The 18,491-nt window shown below is 38.5% G+C and carries 19 protein-coding genes and 1 riboswitch; of the genes, 13 read left to right on the forward strand and 6 right to left on the reverse strand.

Annotated features, from left to right (window positions below; all coding sequences use genetic code 11):
• Positions 1-123: 123 nt before the first annotated feature.
• The 4 genes from G7061_RS01160 to G7061_RS01175 all read right to left on the reverse strand — a co-directional run bounded on the left by G7061_RS01160 (position 124) and on the right by G7061_RS01175 (position 2,761).
• Positions 124-816 carry a GTP pyrophosphokinase family protein gene (locus tag G7061_RS01160; RefSeq protein WP_159639809.1) on the reverse strand — a complete coding sequence of 231 codons (693 nt, stop codon included), beginning with the start codon at positions 814-816 and terminating at the stop codon, positions 124-126.
• Between the two features lie 61 nt (positions 817-877).
• On the reverse strand, positions 878-1,162 hold the full coding sequence (locus tag G7061_RS01165; RefSeq protein WP_159634638.1) for a HesB/YadR/YfhF family protein: 285 nt from the start codon (positions 1,160-1,162) through the stop codon (positions 878-880).
• Between the two features lie 76 nt (positions 1,163-1,238).
• Positions 1,239-1,892 carry a hydrolase gene (locus G7061_RS01170; RefSeq protein WP_159639807.1) on the reverse strand — a complete coding sequence of 218 codons (654 nt, stop codon included), beginning with the start codon at positions 1,890-1,892 and terminating at the stop codon, positions 1,239-1,241.
• 14 nt (positions 1,893-1,906) lie between these two features.
• Positions 1,907-2,761, reverse strand: a complete 855-nt coding sequence (locus tag G7061_RS01175) for a YitT family protein (RefSeq protein WP_159634634.1) — start codon at positions 2,759-2,761, stop codon at positions 1,907-1,909.
• Positions 2,762-2,811: 50 nt separating this feature from the next.
• Here G7061_RS01175 and G7061_RS01180 point away from each other — a divergent pair, with 50 nt between their 5' ends.
• The 5 genes from G7061_RS01180 (at position 2,812) to G7061_RS01200 (ending at position 6,045) form a co-directional block, all read left to right on the forward strand.
• Positions 2,812-3,315 carry a GNAT family N-acetyltransferase gene (locus G7061_RS01180; protein WP_166118111.1) on the forward strand — a complete coding sequence of 168 codons (504 nt, stop codon included), beginning with the start codon at positions 2,812-2,814 and terminating at the stop codon, positions 3,313-3,315.
• A 59-nt stretch (positions 3,316-3,374) separates the two neighbouring features.
• Positions 3,375-3,785, forward strand: a complete 411-nt coding sequence (locus tag G7061_RS01185) for a hypothetical protein (RefSeq protein ID WP_159639803.1) — start codon at positions 3,375-3,377, stop codon at positions 3,783-3,785.
• On the forward strand, positions 3,785-4,849 hold the full coding sequence (gene alr, locus G7061_RS01190) for an alanine racemase (RefSeq protein ID WP_166118114.1): 1,065 nt from the start codon (positions 3,785-3,787) through the stop codon (positions 4,847-4,849). Before G7061_RS01185 ends, alr begins: the two co-directional genes overlap by 1 nt.
• 70 nt (positions 4,850-4,919) lie before the next feature.
• Positions 4,920-5,816: a CPBP family intramembrane glutamic endopeptidase gene (locus G7061_RS01195; protein ID WP_159639799.1), complete on the forward strand. Its 897-nt coding sequence runs from the start codon at positions 4,920-4,922 to the stop codon at positions 5,814-5,816.
• A gap of 16 nt (positions 5,817-5,832) precedes the next feature.
• Positions 5,833-6,045, forward strand: a complete 213-nt coding sequence (locus G7061_RS01200; protein ID WP_159634622.1) for a hypothetical protein — start codon at positions 5,833-5,835, stop codon at positions 6,043-6,045.
• Between the two features lie 39 nt (positions 6,046-6,084).
• Here the strand turns inward: G7061_RS01200 and G7061_RS01205 are convergent, their stop codons facing one another.
• Positions 6,085-7,239, reverse strand: a complete 1,155-nt coding sequence (locus G7061_RS01205) for a DNA recombination protein RmuC (RefSeq protein WP_205700101.1) — start codon at positions 7,237-7,239, stop codon at positions 6,085-6,087.
• 67 nt (positions 7,240-7,306) lie between these two features.
• On the opposite strand from G7061_RS01205, the gene G7061_RS01210 reads away from it, so the two are divergent.
• The 7 genes from G7061_RS01210 (at position 7,307) to G7061_RS01240 (ending at position 15,487) form a co-directional block, all read left to right on the forward strand.
• Complete coding sequence (locus G7061_RS01210; RefSeq protein WP_159639797.1) at positions 7,307-8,203, forward strand: patatin-like phospholipase family protein; 897 nt, start codon at positions 7,307-7,309, stop codon at positions 8,201-8,203.
• A 6-nt stretch (positions 8,204-8,209) separates the two neighbouring features.
• Complete coding sequence (locus G7061_RS01215) at positions 8,210-9,016, forward strand: aldo/keto reductase (RefSeq protein WP_166118117.1); 807 nt, start codon at positions 8,210-8,212, stop codon at positions 9,014-9,016.
• Between the two features lie 241 nt (positions 9,017-9,257).
• On the forward strand, positions 9,258-11,090 hold the full coding sequence (locus G7061_RS01220) for a heavy metal translocating P-type ATPase (RefSeq protein ID WP_166118120.1): 1,833 nt from the start codon (positions 9,258-9,260) through the stop codon (positions 11,088-11,090).
• A gap of 213 nt (positions 11,091-11,303) precedes the next feature.
• Positions 11,304-12,347 (forward strand): AEC family transporter, encoded by a 1,044-nt coding sequence (locus G7061_RS01225; RefSeq protein WP_159634610.1) that lies wholly within the window; start codon positions 11,304-11,306, stop codon positions 12,345-12,347.
• 18 nt (positions 12,348-12,365) lie between these two features.
• Positions 12,366-13,358, forward strand: coding sequence for a 2-hydroxyacid dehydrogenase (locus tag G7061_RS01230; protein WP_159634607.1), 993 nt, complete (start codon positions 12,366-12,368; stop codon positions 13,356-13,358).
• A 117-nt stretch (positions 13,359-13,475) separates the two neighbouring features.
• Positions 13,476-13,889: a GNAT family N-acetyltransferase gene (locus G7061_RS01235; protein WP_159634604.1), complete on the forward strand. Its 414-nt coding sequence runs from the start codon at positions 13,476-13,478 to the stop codon at positions 13,887-13,889.
• Between the two features lie 68 nt (positions 13,890-13,957).
• Positions 13,958-14,060: riboswitch (purine riboswitch) on the forward strand.
• A 65-nt stretch (positions 14,061-14,125) separates the two neighbouring features.
• Entirely contained in the window at positions 14,126-15,487 is a 1,362-nt protein-coding gene (locus G7061_RS01240; RefSeq protein WP_159647319.1) for an NCS2 family permease, read from the forward strand.
• 131 nt (positions 15,488-15,618) lie between these two features.
• Here the strand turns inward: G7061_RS01240 and G7061_RS01245 are convergent, their stop codons facing one another.
• Positions 15,619-16,833: an amidohydrolase gene (locus G7061_RS01245; RefSeq protein WP_166118123.1), complete on the reverse strand. Its 1,215-nt coding sequence runs from the start codon at positions 16,831-16,833 to the stop codon at positions 15,619-15,621.
• A gap of 195 nt (positions 16,834-17,028) precedes the next feature.
• On the opposite strand from G7061_RS01245, the gene G7061_RS01250 reads away from it, so the two are divergent.
• The gene (locus tag G7061_RS01250) at positions 17,029-18,330 is read left to right on the forward strand and encodes a class II D-tagatose-bisphosphate aldolase, non-catalytic subunit (protein WP_166118126.1); all 1,302 of its coding nucleotides are present in this window, start codon (positions 17,029-17,031) and stop codon (positions 18,328-18,330) included.
• The last annotated feature ends 161 nt before the right edge of the window (positions 18,331-18,491 follow it).

Consider the following 18,491-nt stretch of genomic DNA (forward strand, 5'->3'; position numbering starts at 1 on the left):
TTTTCTCTATTCTACATAATATTGCAATGCGCTTACAATTCATAAACCCTAAAAAAACAATCGAGACAGTAAAAATAACAGAAAAAAACCAGAAAGTGAGTTATCTTTCTGGTTTATTGATTGTTATTCTTCGTGTTTTTCATCACCATCGTCAATGAGCGAACGAATATCAAGCATTTTCTGATCCGTTTCGGCAATGGTATTGGCACAATCCATTAATGCTTCAGCAACACTTTCTAAGTGCTTGTGTGATTTTTTGTAGCGAATTTCGTGTTCGAGGCTCGCCCAAAAATCCATCGCAATCGTGCGGATTTGAATTTCGACACGCACATATTCTTTACCTGAGGAAAGGAAGACCGGAACTTCGACGATCATATGCAAACTACGGTATCCATTATCTTTGGGGTGTGTAATGTAGTCTTTGACTTCAATGATTCGAATGTCGTCTTGTTTCTTAATCATTTCGGCAAGTGCAAAAATATCATCAATGTAGGAACAAATGACACGAACCCCCGCAACGTCGTTGAGGTTTTCGCGAACAGAATCGACATTCACGGGTTTTTCGTCACGGATAAGTTTATCTACAATACTTTGTGGACGCTTGACGCGTGATTTGATGGCCGAGATGGGATTGCGTTGTGATACAAATCCTAATTCTTTATCTAAAATATTTAATTTGGTTGTGATTTCGTCAACGGCACATTCGTAGAGCAACATCATCTCACGAAAGCGTTTGGCTTGTTGAAGAAAGAGTGACGGGATATTAAAACGTTGGTCACGGTTAATTATGATTTCTTGTAAAGTCTGTTGTGTCATAGTAAAACTCCTTATACCAACATTGTACCAAATAGGTATAAATAAAAAAGGGCGTGAGCCCTTATTTTACAATAACTTCATATTCTGGTTCGTAACCATCTGCACGCATTTTGATGTTGACTTCTTTATCATTGAAGAACCACTCATCAAATTGCTCGACGTAGAAATTTACGCCTTCTTCCGTGATAAGCATAAGTGGGTTGGTAGGCTCCTCTTTAGCTATCGCGAATGAAAATCCACCATGTGGACCGTATACTTTACCGAAGAATTTGATGCTATCACCAGGAACTAATCCCATTTCTTCGATATACCATTTTGCGGCCTCGTTTGTAATTGTTAGTTTCATATCAATCTCTCCTAATTTCTAATATCATCATAGCATAATAATCAATTATACGGGTTTAAAGTGCACAGGAGGTACACTAACGATACGATTGCATAATACCTTTAAAGAGACTTGCAGTTGAAGGCGGTGTATAAGTAATTGCATTGGCACCAGCATCAATTGTTTCTTGAATAGATTCTTCGGTTGGACCACCAGTTGCGATAATCGGAACATCCGGATAAGACTCACGAATGTGACGCACAATTTCTGGAGTCTTTGAGGCAGCAGATACGTTTAAGATTGCTGCACCTGCGTTAATGCGGGCTGAGATATCCGTATCAATATCGGTAATTGTGATAATGATCGGAATTTCGAGACTTTGTTTTGCCAAACGAATAATTGTATTCGAAGTTGGCGCATTCACGACGACACCGTGTGCTCCTTGACGTTCCGCATCCATAGCAAGTCCAATTACCCGAGGACCACGTGTGGTACCACCACCAACGCCAGAAAAGACGGGTTTGTCAGACGAAGCAACAATTGCATCCGTAATAATAGGTTGCGGTGTGAATGGATAGACAGCCATGACAGCATCAGCATTGCAATTACGAATAATGGCGATATCCGTTGTGAAAACGAGCGACTTAATAACACGGCCAAAGACACGAATGCCGCTTGCTGTATCAATAATGTCAGGAACACGGAGAATGTGTTTTCTTAAATTACCATTATATTCTGGAATATTTTTCATAATACGCTCCATTTCTAAATAAGACGTTTTTCGAATCCACCATCAACCTTAAGGTTTTTGGTTACAATAACAAAGGCACTCGGATCATGGTGACGAATTAAGCGTTTAACATCGCTCAACTCGGATTGTGCAACAATCGTAACAAAGACATCCATGCTTGTTCCTGTATAGGCTCCAAAACCTTCCCAGTGAGTAACTCCTCGGTGAATTTCAGAGATAACATGTGCTTTGATATCTTTATTCTTCGTAAAGACCATGACACTGGCTTCCAAGTTATGTTCATGGAAACGATCAAGTCCCCACGAAAATACAAAGGAATACACCAACGAATAAATTGCAGTCTGAACATCGTAAACGACAAGACAGATTAAGTAAATAATACTATTAATAATTAAGTAGATTTTACCAAGACTTCCCTTTTTCTTCTGGGAATAGTAGAATCCGATAACATCCAAACCTCCACTTGATGCTTTTGCACGAAAGGCAAGTGATGCACCAAATGATCCAATAATTCCTGCTAATACAATCGCAATAAAGACATCCTCCACTAATGGCGATTTTGGTATGGGTATTAACGTCAGCGCTACAGTTTGTGTTATAATACTGAGTAAACTTAATTGAACGAATTTAGGGGATAAACGACTCCAAGCAAAGATAAAAATTGGAATGTTAAGACCTAAATTGATGAGGCCAAAGATATCGAATGATGGATGAATATTGAATGTATTCATGATCCCATCACGAAGCAACTGGGCTATACCTGTTATCCCACCATTATAAATGGAGGCAGGAATCAAAAATAAGTTAACGGACATTGCAAATAAACATGATCCTACAATGACATAGGAAATTCTCTTAATATTGTTCATGTCCTTATTATAACAATCAAAGTGACGAATGTCTTTACGCGAGGTTAAAAATGACATATCAAATTCGAAAAGCAACTTATTCTGATCGAGATGCTATCGTAGAAATGTATCGCAATGCCGCAACGATGTTGAGAGAAGATGGAATTGATCAGTGGCAAGATGGGTATCCTAATATAGAAACACTGACACATGATATAGATGCAAAAACTTCATTTGTTTATGTTGAGGACAAGATCATACTGGCCAGTGGCATGATATCCACAATGGGTGAGGCAACATATGAGAATATTGATGGTGCTTGGGGCTATGACGAACCGTATGCCGTCATCCATCGCTTTGTCGTTTCTTCAATACATCAACGTGGAGGTCTTGGAAGCCAATTTCTTCAAGCAATCGAAACAGAAATTGGAATGCCTTACTATCGCATCGATACGCATGTTCAAAATAAAAAAATGCGTCGCTTCTTAGAGCGTAACGGATATATCGAACGTGGGGAAATAACCCTATTAAATGGCAGTAAACGCATCGCATATGACAAGTTAATCGTGAAATGATGTCACTGCAGTAAAAATAGTGTAAAATATACAATGAAAACACAAGGAAAGAGGCGCTTATGGTACTATTCAACAATCAAGCAGCATCTGTAAAACATCGTTTTACGATGTCCATCATTGCTGGTGTGATTTCGGCAGTGCTTTTAGGGGTGATTAGTGGTTACTTCAGACAATATGTCTTTAACCATGCAATCGTTCTTACAGGTGTTGGCTTACTTATCGCAATGCTAATCAATCGCGTAGGGCGAGGCATTCAATTAAAATTCGCAATTGTAGCGGTATTATCAACATTACTTGCAATCATCCTTTCTGATATTATTTCAGAGTTTGGGATTGTGGGACTTATTAATATGGAATCCATTCGTTTGACATTTAGCTCAATGTTAAAAGAAAGTATTTCATCAGTTTTATGGTTTTTATACCGTGCGTTAGCACTGTATGTATCTTATATATATTCGAGGGTTGTTTAATGGGATTTAGAGAAACATGGGCAGAAATAGATTTGGATAAATTGGAACGTAATTATAAACGGATCCAAGCTTATACAAATACAGAAGTATTTGGGGTAGTGAAAGCCAATGCATATGGTCACGGTGATATTACAATTGCACGCGAACTGGAAGCGTTGGGAACACCTTTTTTATGCGTATCATCCTTTGATGAAGCACTTCGTCTTCAAACAGCTGGAATTACGCAAGATATCCTTATCTTCAGCTATGTTTCTGCGTCGGTGATTCAGAAACATCATCACCCGCAATTTGTGTATACTGTGCCATCAGAAGCATGGTATGCATCAATTCAAGCATTAAATATGCAACTTCGTTTGCATATCGAAGTGAACACAGGGATGAACCGTTATGGCATTAAAGATGCTGCGGTCATTCGAGATATTGTTTCAAATCATGAGGTTGAAGGAATATATATGCATTTCCAAAGTCCTGAAAATCTTGAAATAGGACAACGCCAACTGAATGCATTTGAAGCGATCGTGACATCTTTAGAGAAAACGGTGAAATGGATTCATGTAGGAAATGCACCAACCGCGCTGATTGCAGATAAAGCGTGGATTAATGGATCACGTTTGGGAATCGCATTGTATGGTTATCGCGTTGATATGCCAGATTTGGAACCCATCCTTACACTCAATGCATCAGTGACTCATTTGGATCACATCCATGCAGGTGAAACTGTTGGGTATGATTATACCTACACGGCAACAACGGACGAAACTTTCGCAACAATGCCGATTGGGTATGCAGATGGCTTTGATGTTCGCAATCAAGTTGTTCCAGTATCAATCAACAATCGTAATTATCCAATCATTGGTAAAGTGTGTATGGATCAGACGATGATACGTGTGGATGAAACGGTAAATTTTGGTGATACGATACAATTACTAGGTCCTAACCGACCTGCAAAATTGATTCATGAAGCAACAGGCATTATGCCGTATATTCAACTGTCAACGTTAAGTGATCGGATTGAACGGCGCTATCTTCGTAATCAACACGTTGTATCCGTAATCGTGCGTTAAACAAGTGTTTATAGGCTAACTCAGGTTTGACTACAAACACTTTTTTCAAAATAACAATAGGGGGCTTATGATGAAAAAAAGAACAAGAAGTATCTGGATTTACATGATTGGGTTTTATGTTGGTGCTGCGATGCTAGCAGCACTGTTACCATTCAATGCTGACATGAGCGCATTCTTAGGTACAATTATTGCAGGTTCGGTATTTTTGGTTTTCGGCGGATACGAGCTGTATATGCGCCTTTTTCAGGATCCACTGACAGTTCCAGTCTATGAACATATTGAAGATGGATCAAACTTTAGCTTGGGGCGTGCAGCACTCACAATCTTGCAGTTGTTTCTATTTGAGGTTGTACTCAGTTTGATGTTTGTAACGATATCCATGGCCGCTGGTGGTACTGAAGTTATTGGCTTATATTCGCAAATTGTGATGGGTCTCATCAGTATCTACTATTTGGTGTACAAGATGCGCGTGGTCATTTATGAATCGTGGCAAAACTTTAAAAATAGTGATAAGAAATACCGTTATGTCTTTATTGGTTTAGGACTTGTTTATTTGGGTAATATTGGAACAGCAATGGTAACCCAAGCTATGGGTGTAACAGAATCAACTGTAAACCAACAAATGGTGGAAACAATTATCCGTTCGGTACCTATCTATGGATTCTTTATGGTTGTACTTCAAGCACCAATCGTTGAAGAGATTACGTATCGTGGAATCTACTTCCGACAAATATATGGAAAGCATAAAATTCTTGCTTATGTTGTGACGGGCGTCATCTTTGGTCTTCTTCACATTATCCCAGGGCTTCTTGCAGGTGTAAAAGTTGAATGGATTATGTCGCTGAGTTACATTTGGGCTGGACTTGTGATGGCATGGGTTTATGCCAAAACAGATAGTATGGTGTATAGTATTCTGCTTCACGCATTGATGAATGGTATTTCATTCCTTGTGCTGATTGCAATGTAGATAAGAGGGTTTAAATATGGATCGTGTTACGTTTTATAATTATATGTCGACAGCGGGATATTTGATATTTATGGCATGTATTGCTGTTATGATATCCGCATACGGTGATCGTCTCAAAGGGAAAGATGAAAAAGATGAAGCGTTATTAAAACGTTCAAAAATCAAATTTATCGTTGCCCCTATCGTAATGGTTGGGTATGTCGTTTTATTATTTGCTATATTTGGATAAGAAAAGCTTGCCTCGTTATTGAAGCAAGCTTTTTTTTTACTATTCGTTGGAAATTGCGGCTGTATTTTGAACATCCACATTGGAAATATCATCAAAACGTTTGGTGATTTTTTCGGTGGTAATGTCAAGTTGTTTGAAGTCGGTATGGAGTGTATCCATATGGCGCGATAAATTATTCCAACGGCTCCGGTAACGGTCAAATTCAACGGATAGTTTGCGTAAGTGGTCATGAATTTCAGCTGCATACTTCTCGCGTTCAAGATTAATGAGAATTGTTTGAATTGTGGTTAAGGTGCTCATCAATGTTGTTGGTGACGCGAGCCAGACACGACGTTTTTGGGAATAGTCAATAATATCTTCGTGATAAGCATTGATGGTTGCAAAGATAGCCTCTGCAGGAACAAACATTATAGCTTGGTTGGATGTTTCGTTCGGGATAATATATTTGTTGGCAATCGCATCAATATGCGCCTTCACATCACTCACAAAGGTCTTGGTGGCGAGTGTTCGCGCCTCAGGGCTGAGGTTCACATCGACCATCCGGCGGTAGTTTTCTAACGGAAACTTAGAATCAATAGCTAGTGTTCCCAAAGGTTCCGGAGCAAACAAGACGGCATCAGATCGGGAACCTGTAGAGAATGTATACTGAAGTTGGTAAATTTTGTCGTTTTTCTCACCAAAGATGGAAGCGAGAATGTGGGCAAGTTGCACTTCACCAAAAGCGCCACGTGTTTTCTTATCGGTCAAAACATTTTGTAATGAAACAATTTCAAACGAAAGCGCATCAATTTTTTTCTGTGCTTCATCAATTTTGCTGAGTCGCTCAACAATATCGGTAAAGGTTTGATTTGTCTTTTTAAATCCTTCTTCAAGACTTTCAGACATACGACGATCCATCAACATTAGTCGCTTCTCAACAGACTCTTGCAGTTTATCGAATTGTGTACCCATGGTTGTTGTGGTACGGTCATGAAATTGGATTAAACTTGACGTAATGGTCCGTTCAAATTCTAAATTTCGTTGATTCAAATCATTAATTTTTATATCCAAACGGTCAGTTAGGTTATTGAAATTACGATTGAGTAGTTCCTGCTGATTGTGTGTGTTATCAGTTTTAATAAAACTGCGGATTAGAAGTAAGAGGATTCCCAACGCGATTAAAATAAGTAATACAAGTTCAAGTGTCAGTGTCATAGTTTCACATCCTTTTTGTAATTGTATCATAGAAGATACGGTATAATTAAAAGCAGAGGTGATAAACATGACAAAAATTGGAATTGCATTATCGGGTGGTGGAATCCGAGCGTTCTCCCAGTTGCCGATTCTAGCGGCTCTACATCGTGAAGGTGTTAAAATTGATGCGATATCGGGAACTTCCATGGGTTCTGTTATCGCTGCATTGTATGCCAGTGGTGCAGATATTGAAACGGTTAAGGAAATCGCTTTGGAATTGGAGAAAGAAATTCAAGACAAGAAAATTATGAGTCGTCCTTCGATGAAGCTTCTGCCCTTCTCAAAAGACAAATTAGTAGGCGGTCTTGTCGATGGTCAAGACTTAGAGGATGTGCTGGATGTCTATTTAGAGAAACTGGGACTCCATATGATCCAAGATGCCAAAATCCCCCTAGCAATCAATGCCGTTGATATTATTACAGGGCGAACGATTATGTTTGTATCACATCCAGAGCTTTACCAAAACTCCGATCCTGAAACGATTGTGATTGACACCATTAAACTTTCGACGGCCGTACGGGCATCGTGTTCGTTTCCATTCGTGATTGCTGCGACACCGTTTGAAGAGATGATGCTGGTCGATGGTGGGGTGCGTCAGAATCTACCCCTTGTTCCGATTAAAGACTACGGTGTTGATCGAACCATTGCGATAACAATGCATTCGAACGAGCCTTTTAAAGACTTTGATTCGATGATTGGATTGGGAACTCGGGTCATGGATATTATGCGGATTGAAGCAGACCAATTAGTACAAAAACAAGCCGATGTCCATATCAACATTCCCCTTGATAAAGTTGGTATTTTTGAAATAGGTCGTGGGCAATTTACGATGATTCAAGGCGCTCGCGTGATACGATATCACATGGACGATATCCGCAAACTTACAAAAAAGGAAACGTGGTTCGATCGTTTGAAAAGGAGATAAGTTATCATGCTTTATCAAACATTAAACAATGGGGTTGCTATTCCAGTTCTTGGTCTAGGAACGTATAAATTAACAGGTGACGAAGGTCTTGTTGCCATTAAGCATGCAATTCAAACAGGCTATCGCCATATCGATACTGCATCATATTATGACAATGAAACAATCATCGGAACGGCTGTTAAAGACAGTGGTATTCCACGATCAGAGTTTTTCTTGACCTCTAAAGTGTGGGAAACTGATCAAGGATATGATGCAACACTTCGAGCGTTTGAACATACACTCGAAAATCTACAAACTGATTATCTTGATTTATATCTGATTCATTGGCCCCACGCGCTATCAAAAGCAACATGGCGTGCGATGGAATACTTGTACGATCAAGGTAAAGTCAAAGCAATTGGTGTTTCTAATTTCAGTAATCACCAACTCGAAGTTTTAATGGAAGATGCGGTTGTGATGCCAATGGTAAATCAGTTGGAACGTCATCCATATATGATTCAAGCGGAAGCATATGCATATAATCATAATCAAGGAATTGTTATGGAAGCATGGCGCCCCTTACTACGAGGTGCTTTGGAAGAAGAACCCATTCTCGTTACATTATCACAAAAATATGGAAAATCAGTCTCGCAAATTGTGTTGCGCTGGCAAATTCAAACTGGATTTGTTGTTTTTCCAAAATCGGCGAATGAGTGTCGACAAGCAGAAAATTTTGATATCTTTGATTTTGAACTATCACCATCAGAGTGTGACGAAATTTCTGGGTTGCATAAAGAGAATTCACCAGCAAGTGATATTATCATTGAAAAATAGGAATCATCAGATTCCTATTTTTATTTGTTCATAATGCTGAATCAAGAATCAAACCTGTAATTCACTAATACAAAAATCAAATGTTCATACATAGTGAATCGTAAACGATGGCGTCCATGAAGCAAATACTTTGTGAAGTTGAATAATTAATGGTTCGCACTTCAAAAGCGGAAGAACGTATGATACAATCTACATATAGTGATAATCATTATCAATATCATTTGTGAGAGAAGGTATATGTATGAATTATATAAAAGAATTTTGGGATACGATTACATGTGGAATACTCCTTGTATTAGGATTTGTTACCAATAGTCCCGTATTTTTTGTATTGGCAATTGTAATCGGGGGATACAAACAAACGCTTGAAGGGATTCAAGATACGCTAGAAAATAAACATTTAAACGTTGAACTGTTGATGATTTTATCCGCATTAGGGGCCTGCTTAATTGGTTACTACTCTGAAGGTGCTGTATTAATCTTTATCTTTGCGGTATCGGGTGCTCTTGAAGCAATGACATTGGATCAAAGTAAACGCGAAATCAACTCATTGATGGCGATGCAACCAGAAACAGCCCAACAATTGCTTGAAGATGGAAGCACACGTACTGTACAAGTTGAAACACTTAACATCGGCGACAAAGTCATTGTTGCCCGTGGTGCCGGTGTTCCAATTGATGGAAAAATCATTAGTGGTGAAACTGCACTTGAAGAAGCTGCAATTACGGGTGAATCAGTTCCACGTAATAAAACAATCGGAGATCGTGTCTTTGGTGGAACGTTGAATGTGTCAAGTCCAATTACCATAGAAGTAGACGAAGAACCCGGAAATACGATGCTTCAGAAAATCGTCAAAATGGTTGATGATGCTCAAAACTATCCGTCAAAAGCAGCACGATTTATCGATAAAATTGAAAGCTATTATGCAGCAGGAGTTTTAGTTGTTGTTGCATTGTTTATTGCGATTCCGACATTGTTGATGAATGTACCGTTTGAAGCAGCCTTCTATCGAGGCATGATTTTACTTGTAGTTGCTTCACCGTGTGCATTAATTGCCTCCGTCACACCAGCAACTTTGGCAGCAATATCTAACGGTGCCAAACATGGTATTTTAGTTAAAGGTGGTATTCATTTTGAAAACCTTATGGACTTAAAAGCGATTGCTTTTGATAAGACAGGAACCTTAACGGAAGGCGAGATGCGTGTAACCGATGTCTATTTAAACGATGAAACACTTCGCGGCATTGTTGTTGCATTAGAGCGCCATTCGACTCACCCACTTGCACAGGCTATTGTTAAAGAAATGCACACTGGTGCTGTTGCTGTTCAAGATATCGAAGAACTTCCGGGTTTTGGTGTGCGTGGATTGTATCAAGGCAAACTGTATAAAGTTGGACGGAATGAATCATCACAAGCTCTTAGCGAACCAATGATCGCCTTAGAAGCTGCTTGGATGGCAGAAGGAAAAACACTGGTCTACATTCAAGAGGAAGAAACAATTGTTGGTATTATTGGCTTAATTGATACGTTACGTCCCGATGCGATCGCTTTAATTTCATGGTTAAACGAACAAAATATCCAAACCGTTATGATTACCGGTGATAACCAAGAAACGGCAAACAAAATAGCCGAAGCGGTAGGTGTCCAACGCGTGATTGCACGAACACTTCCAAATCAAAAAGCGGATATTATCAACAATTTAATTGAAGAATATGGTGATGTTGCGATGGTAGGGGATGGCATTAACGATGCACCCGCACTTGCGAATGCAACCATTGGAATTGCCATGGGAGGCGGAACAGACATTGCGATTGAAGCAGCAGACATCATTCTCGTTCACAATAATATCGAGAATATTCGTTACGCATATACCTTGTCTCAACGACTCCGTCGAATTGTAATTCAAAATATTGTCTTCTCGTTCAGCGTAATCTTACTCCTTGTGTCTGCTAACTTTATGGGCGATATTTCATTACCACTTGGAGTTGTAGGTCATGAAGGAAGTACAATTCTTGTTATTCTCAACAGCCTTCGCTTGTTGAAACCATTAGTGATGAAAGATACTGTAAAATAGTATCTTTTTTTGTAAAGGGTTGCACTTGTTATCTTAGTTAAATATTTCACATACTATATAATATGGATACCACTCATGCACTAAAAATGACATAAAATGATAAAAACCGATAAAACACCCTATATATATGCATATTTATCTCTTATGATTAATATCTCGAAGCACTTCGAAGCGGAACTTGAAGTGCGATGAGAACAATGGAGGAAATAGAATATGGAAATTATGAAACAGGTCCTTTCGGATCAAGCATTTCTAGGGGCGATTTTTTCAACAATTTCAATTATCCTTTTAGGATACTACTTGAAAAAATCAAATAAAGTTACAGACCAAGCGTCTAAAGCATTAACAGCAGTCTTGCTGAATGTTGCGTTACCAGCGTTAGCATTCCAAGCATTTATGACTGAAATTAAACCTGAGACATTTACAGTCGGACTCAATACATTTATCTTCGGCTTTGTCGCTTACGTAATCTTAATCATCATCACATTTGGCTACATGTTTATTTATAAAGGGGATAAACTTGACGCTATTCGTGGAATCACAATTTTTGGATCAACAACATTCTTCGGAATTCCTATTATTTCAGCATTCTTAGGTACAGAAGGAACACTTTATGCAAACTTATTTAATATTGCTTACCGTGTCTTCTTATACTCATATGGATTTATTCTCTTCTCTGGCTTAAAACTCGAAAAGAAAAACTTAAAACAAATCATCTTGAACCCAATCATTCTTGCAACATTTATTGGATTTGCAATTTGGATGTTCCAAGGTAGCTTACCTCAAGTAACAATTGGTACTGGTGATAAAGCATGGACTGGTGCATTCTTACGTTTAGATAAAACATTACCATGGTTCATGAAATCAGTCGGTTACTTAGCATCACTATCATCACCATTAGCATGGTTAGCAATCGGGATGACACTTGCAAAAATTTCATTAAAAGATGCTGTGAAAGACAAAGCAGTTTGGATTTATTCAGCAGTAAAACTTGTCATTATTCCAGCAATCCTATTAGTCATGATGATCATCTTCAAGAAAATCGGATTCTTACCATTAGACTCTGTCGCAATTACAGGAATTATCATTATGTTAGCAACACCACCAGCAACTGTCTGTGTTAGCTACGCAATCAACTTTGATAAAGAAGCACTCTTTGCATCGAATGCATCATTAGTTGCTACCGTCTTATCAATCGTTGCTATTATTGTTTGGTTAATTATCTTAACAGCTCTTGGTACAGCAGGTATTATTTAATTTTGAAAGGATAAAATTATGAAACTCTTATGTTATGGGGTACGCCCAGTAGAAAAACCATTCTTTGAATCATTGAATGAAAAATTTGGTTATGACTTAGTTCTAACTGAAGCAATGTTAAACGATGAATCTGTTCACCTTGCAGAAGGTTGTGATGCAGTTATGCTTCGTGGAAATTGCCCAGGAAATCGTAAAAATTTAGAAATCTATAAAAACTATGGCGTTAAATATGTCTTAACACGCACAGTTGGATACAACCATGTTGATTTAGAAGCAGCAAAAGAGTTCGGATTGAAAGTTGCTTATGTACCTTTCTATTCACCTAATGCGATTGCTGAACTTGCATTAACCATGGCATTGACACTTGCACGCCATACATCTTATACAACAAACAATACTCAACAAGGAAACTTCAAAATTGATGACTTCATGTTTAGTAAAGAAATCCGTAAATCAACTGTTGGAATTATCGGACTTGGTAAAATTGGATTTACAGCAGCAACAATCTTCAAAGGTGTTGGTGCAAACGTTATTGGATATGATGTTGTGGAAAAAGATTACTTAGGCGATACATGTACACAAGTTGATCTTGAAACACTTCTTAAAGAATCTGATATCATCTCAATGCATATGCCTTACTTTAAAGGTTCAAATGACGAATTCTTAAATGCAGACTTAATTTCTAAAATGAAAGATGGCGTTATCTTAATCAACACTTCCCGTGGTGAACTCCAAGATATAGATGCAATTTTAGATGCTGTCGAATCAGGAAAAGTTCAAGCATTTGGTACAGATGTCCTCGCAAACGAAACAGCTTACTTTAATAAAGACTTACGTGGAACTGACGTTGATGCGTTGATGACACGTATCATGAACTTATACCCACGTGTACTTGTAACACCACATGTTGGATCATATACAGATGAAGCCGTCAGCAATATGGTTGAATACTCATATGAAAACTTACAAGAGTTTATCAATACCGGAACATCAAAAAACGAATTAGCGTAATGAAAGGAGAGCGAATGCTCTCTTTTTTGATGTATAAAAATTCATGTGAAATATATGCGTAAATCATGGAAATTAATGAAAAGATTGCCTACAATAGTTATATAAGGGGTGGTTACTATGATTAAATCTATAGACTATGATACAAATTCAGCACTGCTAAATGTCCTTCTTGATGAGCACAATGCCGCATTGTCAGTTTTTCCATCACAAAAACAGGAAGCTCTCTCAAATGTATATTCAATCGACAACGAATACATCGGTGGTATTACTGGAAAAATTTTCTATCAACGCCTCAAAATAAGTATGTTAGCGGTTAAGGAAGGGTATCGTGGTCAGGGTATAGGCTCAAAATTAGTGAAATCGGCGATTGATTATGCGAAAGCACATAACTGTAAATCTGTTACAGTTTCAACATTGAACTTCCAAGGTCCTGAATTCTACGAGAAACTTGGGTTCAAACAATATGCGGTTCTTGAAAATGTTCCTGCCGTCGGAATCACAACACACTTTTACATTTTATATCTCGACTAAACTGCTTCGGCAGTTTTTTTAGTCATTCTCAAAGGTTCACTTGACAATCAATAGTTGTGTTCATATACTGTAAGTGTATTAATTAGCCGAATTTAATACCCGAAATATGGTCGGGTAGTCTCTACCGATACACCGTAAATGTATCGACAATCGTGGTGAAAACTCTCAAGATCGTTTTCTCCCGATCTTTTTTATTTGGTTTTTTAATCATTTGAGACGAAAGGGAGAAAGAATAAATGGAAAAATTCTTTAAACTCAAAGAAAATAATACAACCGTAGGTACAGAAGTATTAGCAGGGATTACAACCTTCTTTACGATGGCCTACATTTTATTTGTAAACCCACAGATCTTATCCGAAGCGGGATTACCGATCAACGGAGTTTACATTGCAACGATACTTGCAGCAATTACAGGGACCATGGTTATGGGGTTATTTGCAAACGTACCGTATGCACAAGCACCAGGTATGGGACTTAATGCATTCTTCACCTATACTGTTGTTATTATCGGGGGGTTCACACCTTACGAAGCATTAGCACTTGTATTTGTATGTGGTGTCATTAATATCTTGATTACTGTCACCCGTATTCGTAAACACATCATTAAAGCAATTCCAGAAACATTGCAACAAGCAATCGGTGCTGGTATTGGATTGTTCATTGCTTATATTGGCCTTTTGAACATTAACTTTGTAAACTTTACAGCTGGCGTTCCGGCACTCTCAAATTTCAGTGACCCAAGCATCTTGTTGGCATTAATTGGATTGGTCTTGATCCTTGTCTTAATGCTTCGCAAAGTTAAAGGCGCAATGCTTATTGGAATCGTACTTACAACATTAATTGGTATCCCAATGGGAGTTGTTAATCTTGGTGGCGCTGCGCAAACTGTGAGCTTTGGAGAAATCTTCACAGAGTTTGGCAGTATCTTTGGTAAAGCGTTGGGAAATGAAGGGATTGTAAGCCTCTTTACAAACCATAGTTTAATGACAGTATTCCCAATTGTCTTTGCATTTAGTCTTACTGATACTTTTGATACAATCGGAACTTTTATTGGTACAGGTCGTCGTTCAGGTATCTTCACAGCTGAAGATGAGCGTGCACTTGAAGAAGGCAAAGGTTTTTCTTCAAAAATGGATAAAGCGATGTTTGCTGATGCCATCGCAACATCAGTTGGGGCTATCTTTGGTACCTCAAATACTACAACATTTGTAGAAAGTTCTGCTGGAATTGAAGCGGGTGGACGTACTGGTCTAACATCAGTTGTTACTGCTATATGTTTTGGGCTCAGTATTTTCCTTGCACCCGTTGTTTCGTTAATACCTGCTGCTGCGACTGCACCAGCATTGATTGTTGTCGGAATCTTAATGAGTGCTTCGTTTGGGGACGTTCAATGGAGTGATTTCGAAACGGCAGTGCCTGCATTCTTTACAGTTGTCATGACGGTCCTTACATACAGTATTTCAAATGGTTTAGCATTTGGATTTATGGCTTATATTATTGTTGAAGTAGCGAAAGGTCGAGCACGTAATGTCCATCCAATTGTCTACATCTCAACTGCGCTATTCATGATGAACTTTATTCTAGAGGCATTAAAATAATATTCTTTTGTTGCTAGCATGTCTTAATTCCTTATAAAAACATAAACCTCTAATGGTGCCACATTAGAGGTTTTTTTATTATTAAAAATGACAATAAAAAAGTATCCGTAGATACTCTTTGGATGAGGGTATTATTTCTCGAAATGATGCGTCATAAGGGTTCCTTTGAACATCAATACACGATCTTGAGGAATCCGTGCGATAGCGTGTGCCGAAGATTCAGCTTTGATAAAGAGAATATTTGCGTAATCACCAATCTTAGGCCAAAGCATCTCACCAGAAGGCGAGAGCGGTGTTTTCCCTTTTGTTACAAGCCCTAATGATTGAGACAGTGCGATTTCATCAGTGAGATTAAAACGCTCAGCAGCACGGCTTGCACGCTGAATAAGATCACCGGTTCCAAAGGGACTCCAATGATCGTTGATATTATCGTTAATAACATGAACCCGAACTCCAGCATTTTGAAGTGTCGGAATATGTGGCGCTGAAGTATCAATCGGAACAGTAGTGTTAATTGCTATGTCTAATGTCGCCAACCGTTGTGCCAGTGTTGCAACTATTTCTAGAGGAACATCACCCAATGCGTAGGCATGACTAACTTGAACACGTCCTGCTAAGCCATATTTTTCGGTAAAATCTGCAATTTTTTCGATTTCGAAAATACCGAGTGTGCCGTGATCGTGTAGATGGATGTCAATCTCTTTATTATATGTTTGTGCAAGGTCAAACAACACCTGTAACGATGCATCAATATCACGATCAATTGTAGCAGGGTCGAGACCGCCAATTACATTAACACCGGGTGCTTGCATGGCTTGTGTTAACCATTTGTCATTTTCAGTTGCAAGTGTACCGTGTTGGGGGAAAGCGACAAGTTCATAGTCCAAACGGTGTGCATTGTTTTCTAATACTTCGCGAATGCACTGCAGATTTTGCAGTCCAATGACTGGATCTACGTTGACTTGAACCCGAAGAAACGTTGCACCATAACCACCAACAAGATCAATTAAAGCTTGTGCTCGTTGAGGCGTATCTACCAAAAAAGATTCCAAGAAGGCTTCTTCTTCACGGATTCGGTCTGCGACCGAATGCATGGGGACCACTGCTTGCCATGGACCACCAAGATGACCTTTATCTAAGTGAATATGATTGTCCACAAGACTGGGAATTGCGAGATATCCCTGTGCATCTACAACATCCGTTGCATCATCTGGCAAGCAATCAGAAATGACAGCAATTTTTCCATTCTCAATTCCCAAGACACTGAGTGTTGTCTTAGTTTTGTAACCGAGGGAAGCATGCTTAACATAGCCTTTTTCCAGTAAAACATTTTTAATCCATAACATAGTATCACTCCATTTCTAACTTATTTATATCATGTCACTGAATTAAATGCATTATCCGAAATAGTAAAAAAGATTCACGCTTTTGAATTTTTAATGACAAAATCGCATTTTATGTCGAAAAATGCAACAACCCTATTATTTACCACAACATAGTGCAAATTGAACTGTGCTAAAATTAAAGTACGAGGTGAAAGTATGAAAAAAAATCCATTGTTTTTATTAAGCAATAAACGCCCAGTTGGGGTTTATTCAGCATGTACAGCGAGTGATCTTGTACTTGAAGCTACATTAGAATTCGCAAAAGAACACAACTCATCAGTAGTTATTGAAGCAACAGCGAACCAAGTTAACCAATTTGGTGGATATACAGGCATGAAACCTGCAGATTACCGTGAATTTGTTTACGGTTTAGCGGACAAAGTAGGTTATGACAAGTCACGTATTATCTTAGGTGGAGACCACTTAGGTCCTCTAACATGGACAGACTTAAACGAAGACGAAGCAATGAAAAATGCAGTTGAACTTGTTTATGACTATGTTCGTGCAGGATTTACAAAAATCCACTTGGATACATCAATGCGTGTTGCGGATGATAGCACAACTGAAATGTTATCAAATGAAACGATTGCGCGTCGTTCTGCAATCATGGCTAAAGCATCATTAGAAGCTTATGATGAACTCTTAAAAGAAAACCCAGATGCAATCTTCCCAGCATTCATTATTGGTAGTGAAGTTCCAATCCCAGGAGGAGCTCAAGAAAAAGAAGAAACATTAGCAGTTACAAGCCCAGAAGACTTTAAAGAGACATACCGTGTCTTTAAAGAAACATTTACAGAATATGGTGTTGAAAAAGTATTTGATGCTGTAATTGGTATTGTTGTTCAACCTGGAGTTGAGTTTGGAGATGAAGACCTCTTCCAATATAACCGCGAAAATGCAAAAGTCTTAACTGCAACATTACGTGATGAGTTTGATAACTTTGTATTCGAAGGACACTCAACAGATTACCAAACACCAGAACACTTACGTGAAATGGTTGAAGATGGAATTGCAATCCTCAAAGTAGGACCAGCATTGACATTTGCTTTACGTGAAGCGTTATTTGCCCTTTCACACATTGAAGATCAAATTACAACAGACCCTTCACGTTTCATTGATGTTCTTGAAGAAACGATGTTAGCAAGCCCAGGAAACTGGCAAAAACACTACCACGGAACAGACGCTGAACTTGCAATCAAACGTAAATATAGCTACTCAGACCGTGCACGTTACTACTTGCCAACACCAGCAGTTCAAGCTGCCATCAATAAACTAGTTGCAAACTTAGAAGCAACACCAATCCCAATGACATTGTTATCACAATACATGCCATACCAATACCGTCGTATTAAAGATGGTAGAGTATCTAACGATCCATTGTCATTGATTAAAGACTACGTTAAACTTTACTTAGATGACTACCAATTCGCAACACACGTTGATGAATTAGAAGCTTAGTATAATCAAGGACTTCCTTCGGGAAGTCCTTTTTATTTGTTTAATTCAAATATGGTGTGTTTTGTTTGGAAAATATTGAGTTGCGCTTACATAAGAAAAATATTGTCATTAATTACATAAATGCGTGCATTAATGACATCGACTACATAAAACCGTATAAA

This window comes from Erysipelothrix sp. HDW6B (assembly GCF_011301115.1).
Taxonomy (GTDB): Bacteria; Bacillota_I; Bacilli_A; order Erysipelotrichales; family Erysipelotrichaceae; genus Erysipelothrix; species Erysipelothrix anatis.

What these genes read in the sequence shown, in the direction of transcription:
- G7061_RS01160 (WP_159639809.1), bottom strand. Translation starts at nt 816, where the DNA reads ATGACACAACAGACTTTACAAGAAATCATAATTAACCGTGACCAACGT.
- G7061_RS01165 (WP_159634638.1), bottom strand. Translation starts at nt 1,162, where the DNA reads ATGAAACTAACAATTACAAACGAGGCCGCAAAATGGTATATCGAAGAA.
- G7061_RS01170 (WP_159639807.1), bottom strand. Translation starts at nt 1,892, where the DNA reads ATGAAAAATATTCCAGAATATAATGGTAATTTAAGAAAACACATTCTC.
- G7061_RS01175 (WP_159634634.1), bottom strand. Translation starts at nt 2,761, where the DNA reads ATGAACAATATTAAGAGAATTTCCTATGTCATTGTAGGATCATGTTTA.
- G7061_RS01180 (WP_166118111.1), top strand. Translation starts at nt 2,812, where the DNA reads ATGACATATCAAATTCGAAAAGCAACTTATTCTGATCGAGATGCTATC.
- G7061_RS01185 (WP_159639803.1), top strand. Translation starts at nt 3,375, where the DNA reads ATGGTACTATTCAACAATCAAGCAGCATCTGTAAAACATCGTTTTACG.
- alr (WP_166118114.1), top strand. Translation starts at nt 3,785, where the DNA reads ATGGGATTTAGAGAAACATGGGCAGAAATAGATTTGGATAAATTGGAA.
- G7061_RS01195 (WP_159639799.1), top strand. Translation starts at nt 4,920, where the DNA reads ATGAAAAAAAGAACAAGAAGTATCTGGATTTACATGATTGGGTTTTAT.
- G7061_RS01200 (WP_159634622.1), top strand. Translation starts at nt 5,833, where the DNA reads ATGGATCGTGTTACGTTTTATAATTATATGTCGACAGCGGGATATTTG.
- G7061_RS01205 (WP_205700101.1), bottom strand. Translation starts at nt 7,239, where the DNA reads ATGACACTGACACTTGAACTTGTATTACTTATTTTAATCGCGTTGGGA.
- G7061_RS01210 (WP_159639797.1), top strand. Translation starts at nt 7,307, where the DNA reads ATGACAAAAATTGGAATTGCATTATCGGGTGGTGGAATCCGAGCGTTC.
- G7061_RS01215 (WP_166118117.1), top strand. Translation starts at nt 8,210, where the DNA reads ATGCTTTATCAAACATTAAACAATGGGGTTGCTATTCCAGTTCTTGGT.
- G7061_RS01220 (WP_166118120.1), top strand. Translation starts at nt 9,258, where the DNA reads ATGAATTATATAAAAGAATTTTGGGATACGATTACATGTGGAATACTC.
- G7061_RS01225 (WP_159634610.1), top strand. Translation starts at nt 11,304, where the DNA reads ATGGAAATTATGAAACAGGTCCTTTCGGATCAAGCATTTCTAGGGGCG.
- G7061_RS01230 (WP_159634607.1), top strand. Translation starts at nt 12,366, where the DNA reads ATGAAACTCTTATGTTATGGGGTACGCCCAGTAGAAAAACCATTCTTT.
- G7061_RS01235 (WP_159634604.1), top strand. Translation starts at nt 13,476, where the DNA reads ATGATTAAATCTATAGACTATGATACAAATTCAGCACTGCTAAATGTC.
- G7061_RS01240 (WP_159647319.1), top strand. Translation starts at nt 14,126, where the DNA reads ATGGAAAAATTCTTTAAACTCAAAGAAAATAATACAACCGTAGGTACA.
- G7061_RS01245 (WP_166118123.1), bottom strand. Translation starts at nt 16,833, where the DNA reads ATGTTATGGATTAAAAATGTTTTACTGGAAAAAGGCTATGTTAAGCAT.
- G7061_RS01250 (WP_166118126.1), top strand. Translation starts at nt 17,029, where the DNA reads ATGAAAAAAAATCCATTGTTTTTATTAAGCAATAAACGCCCAGTTGGG.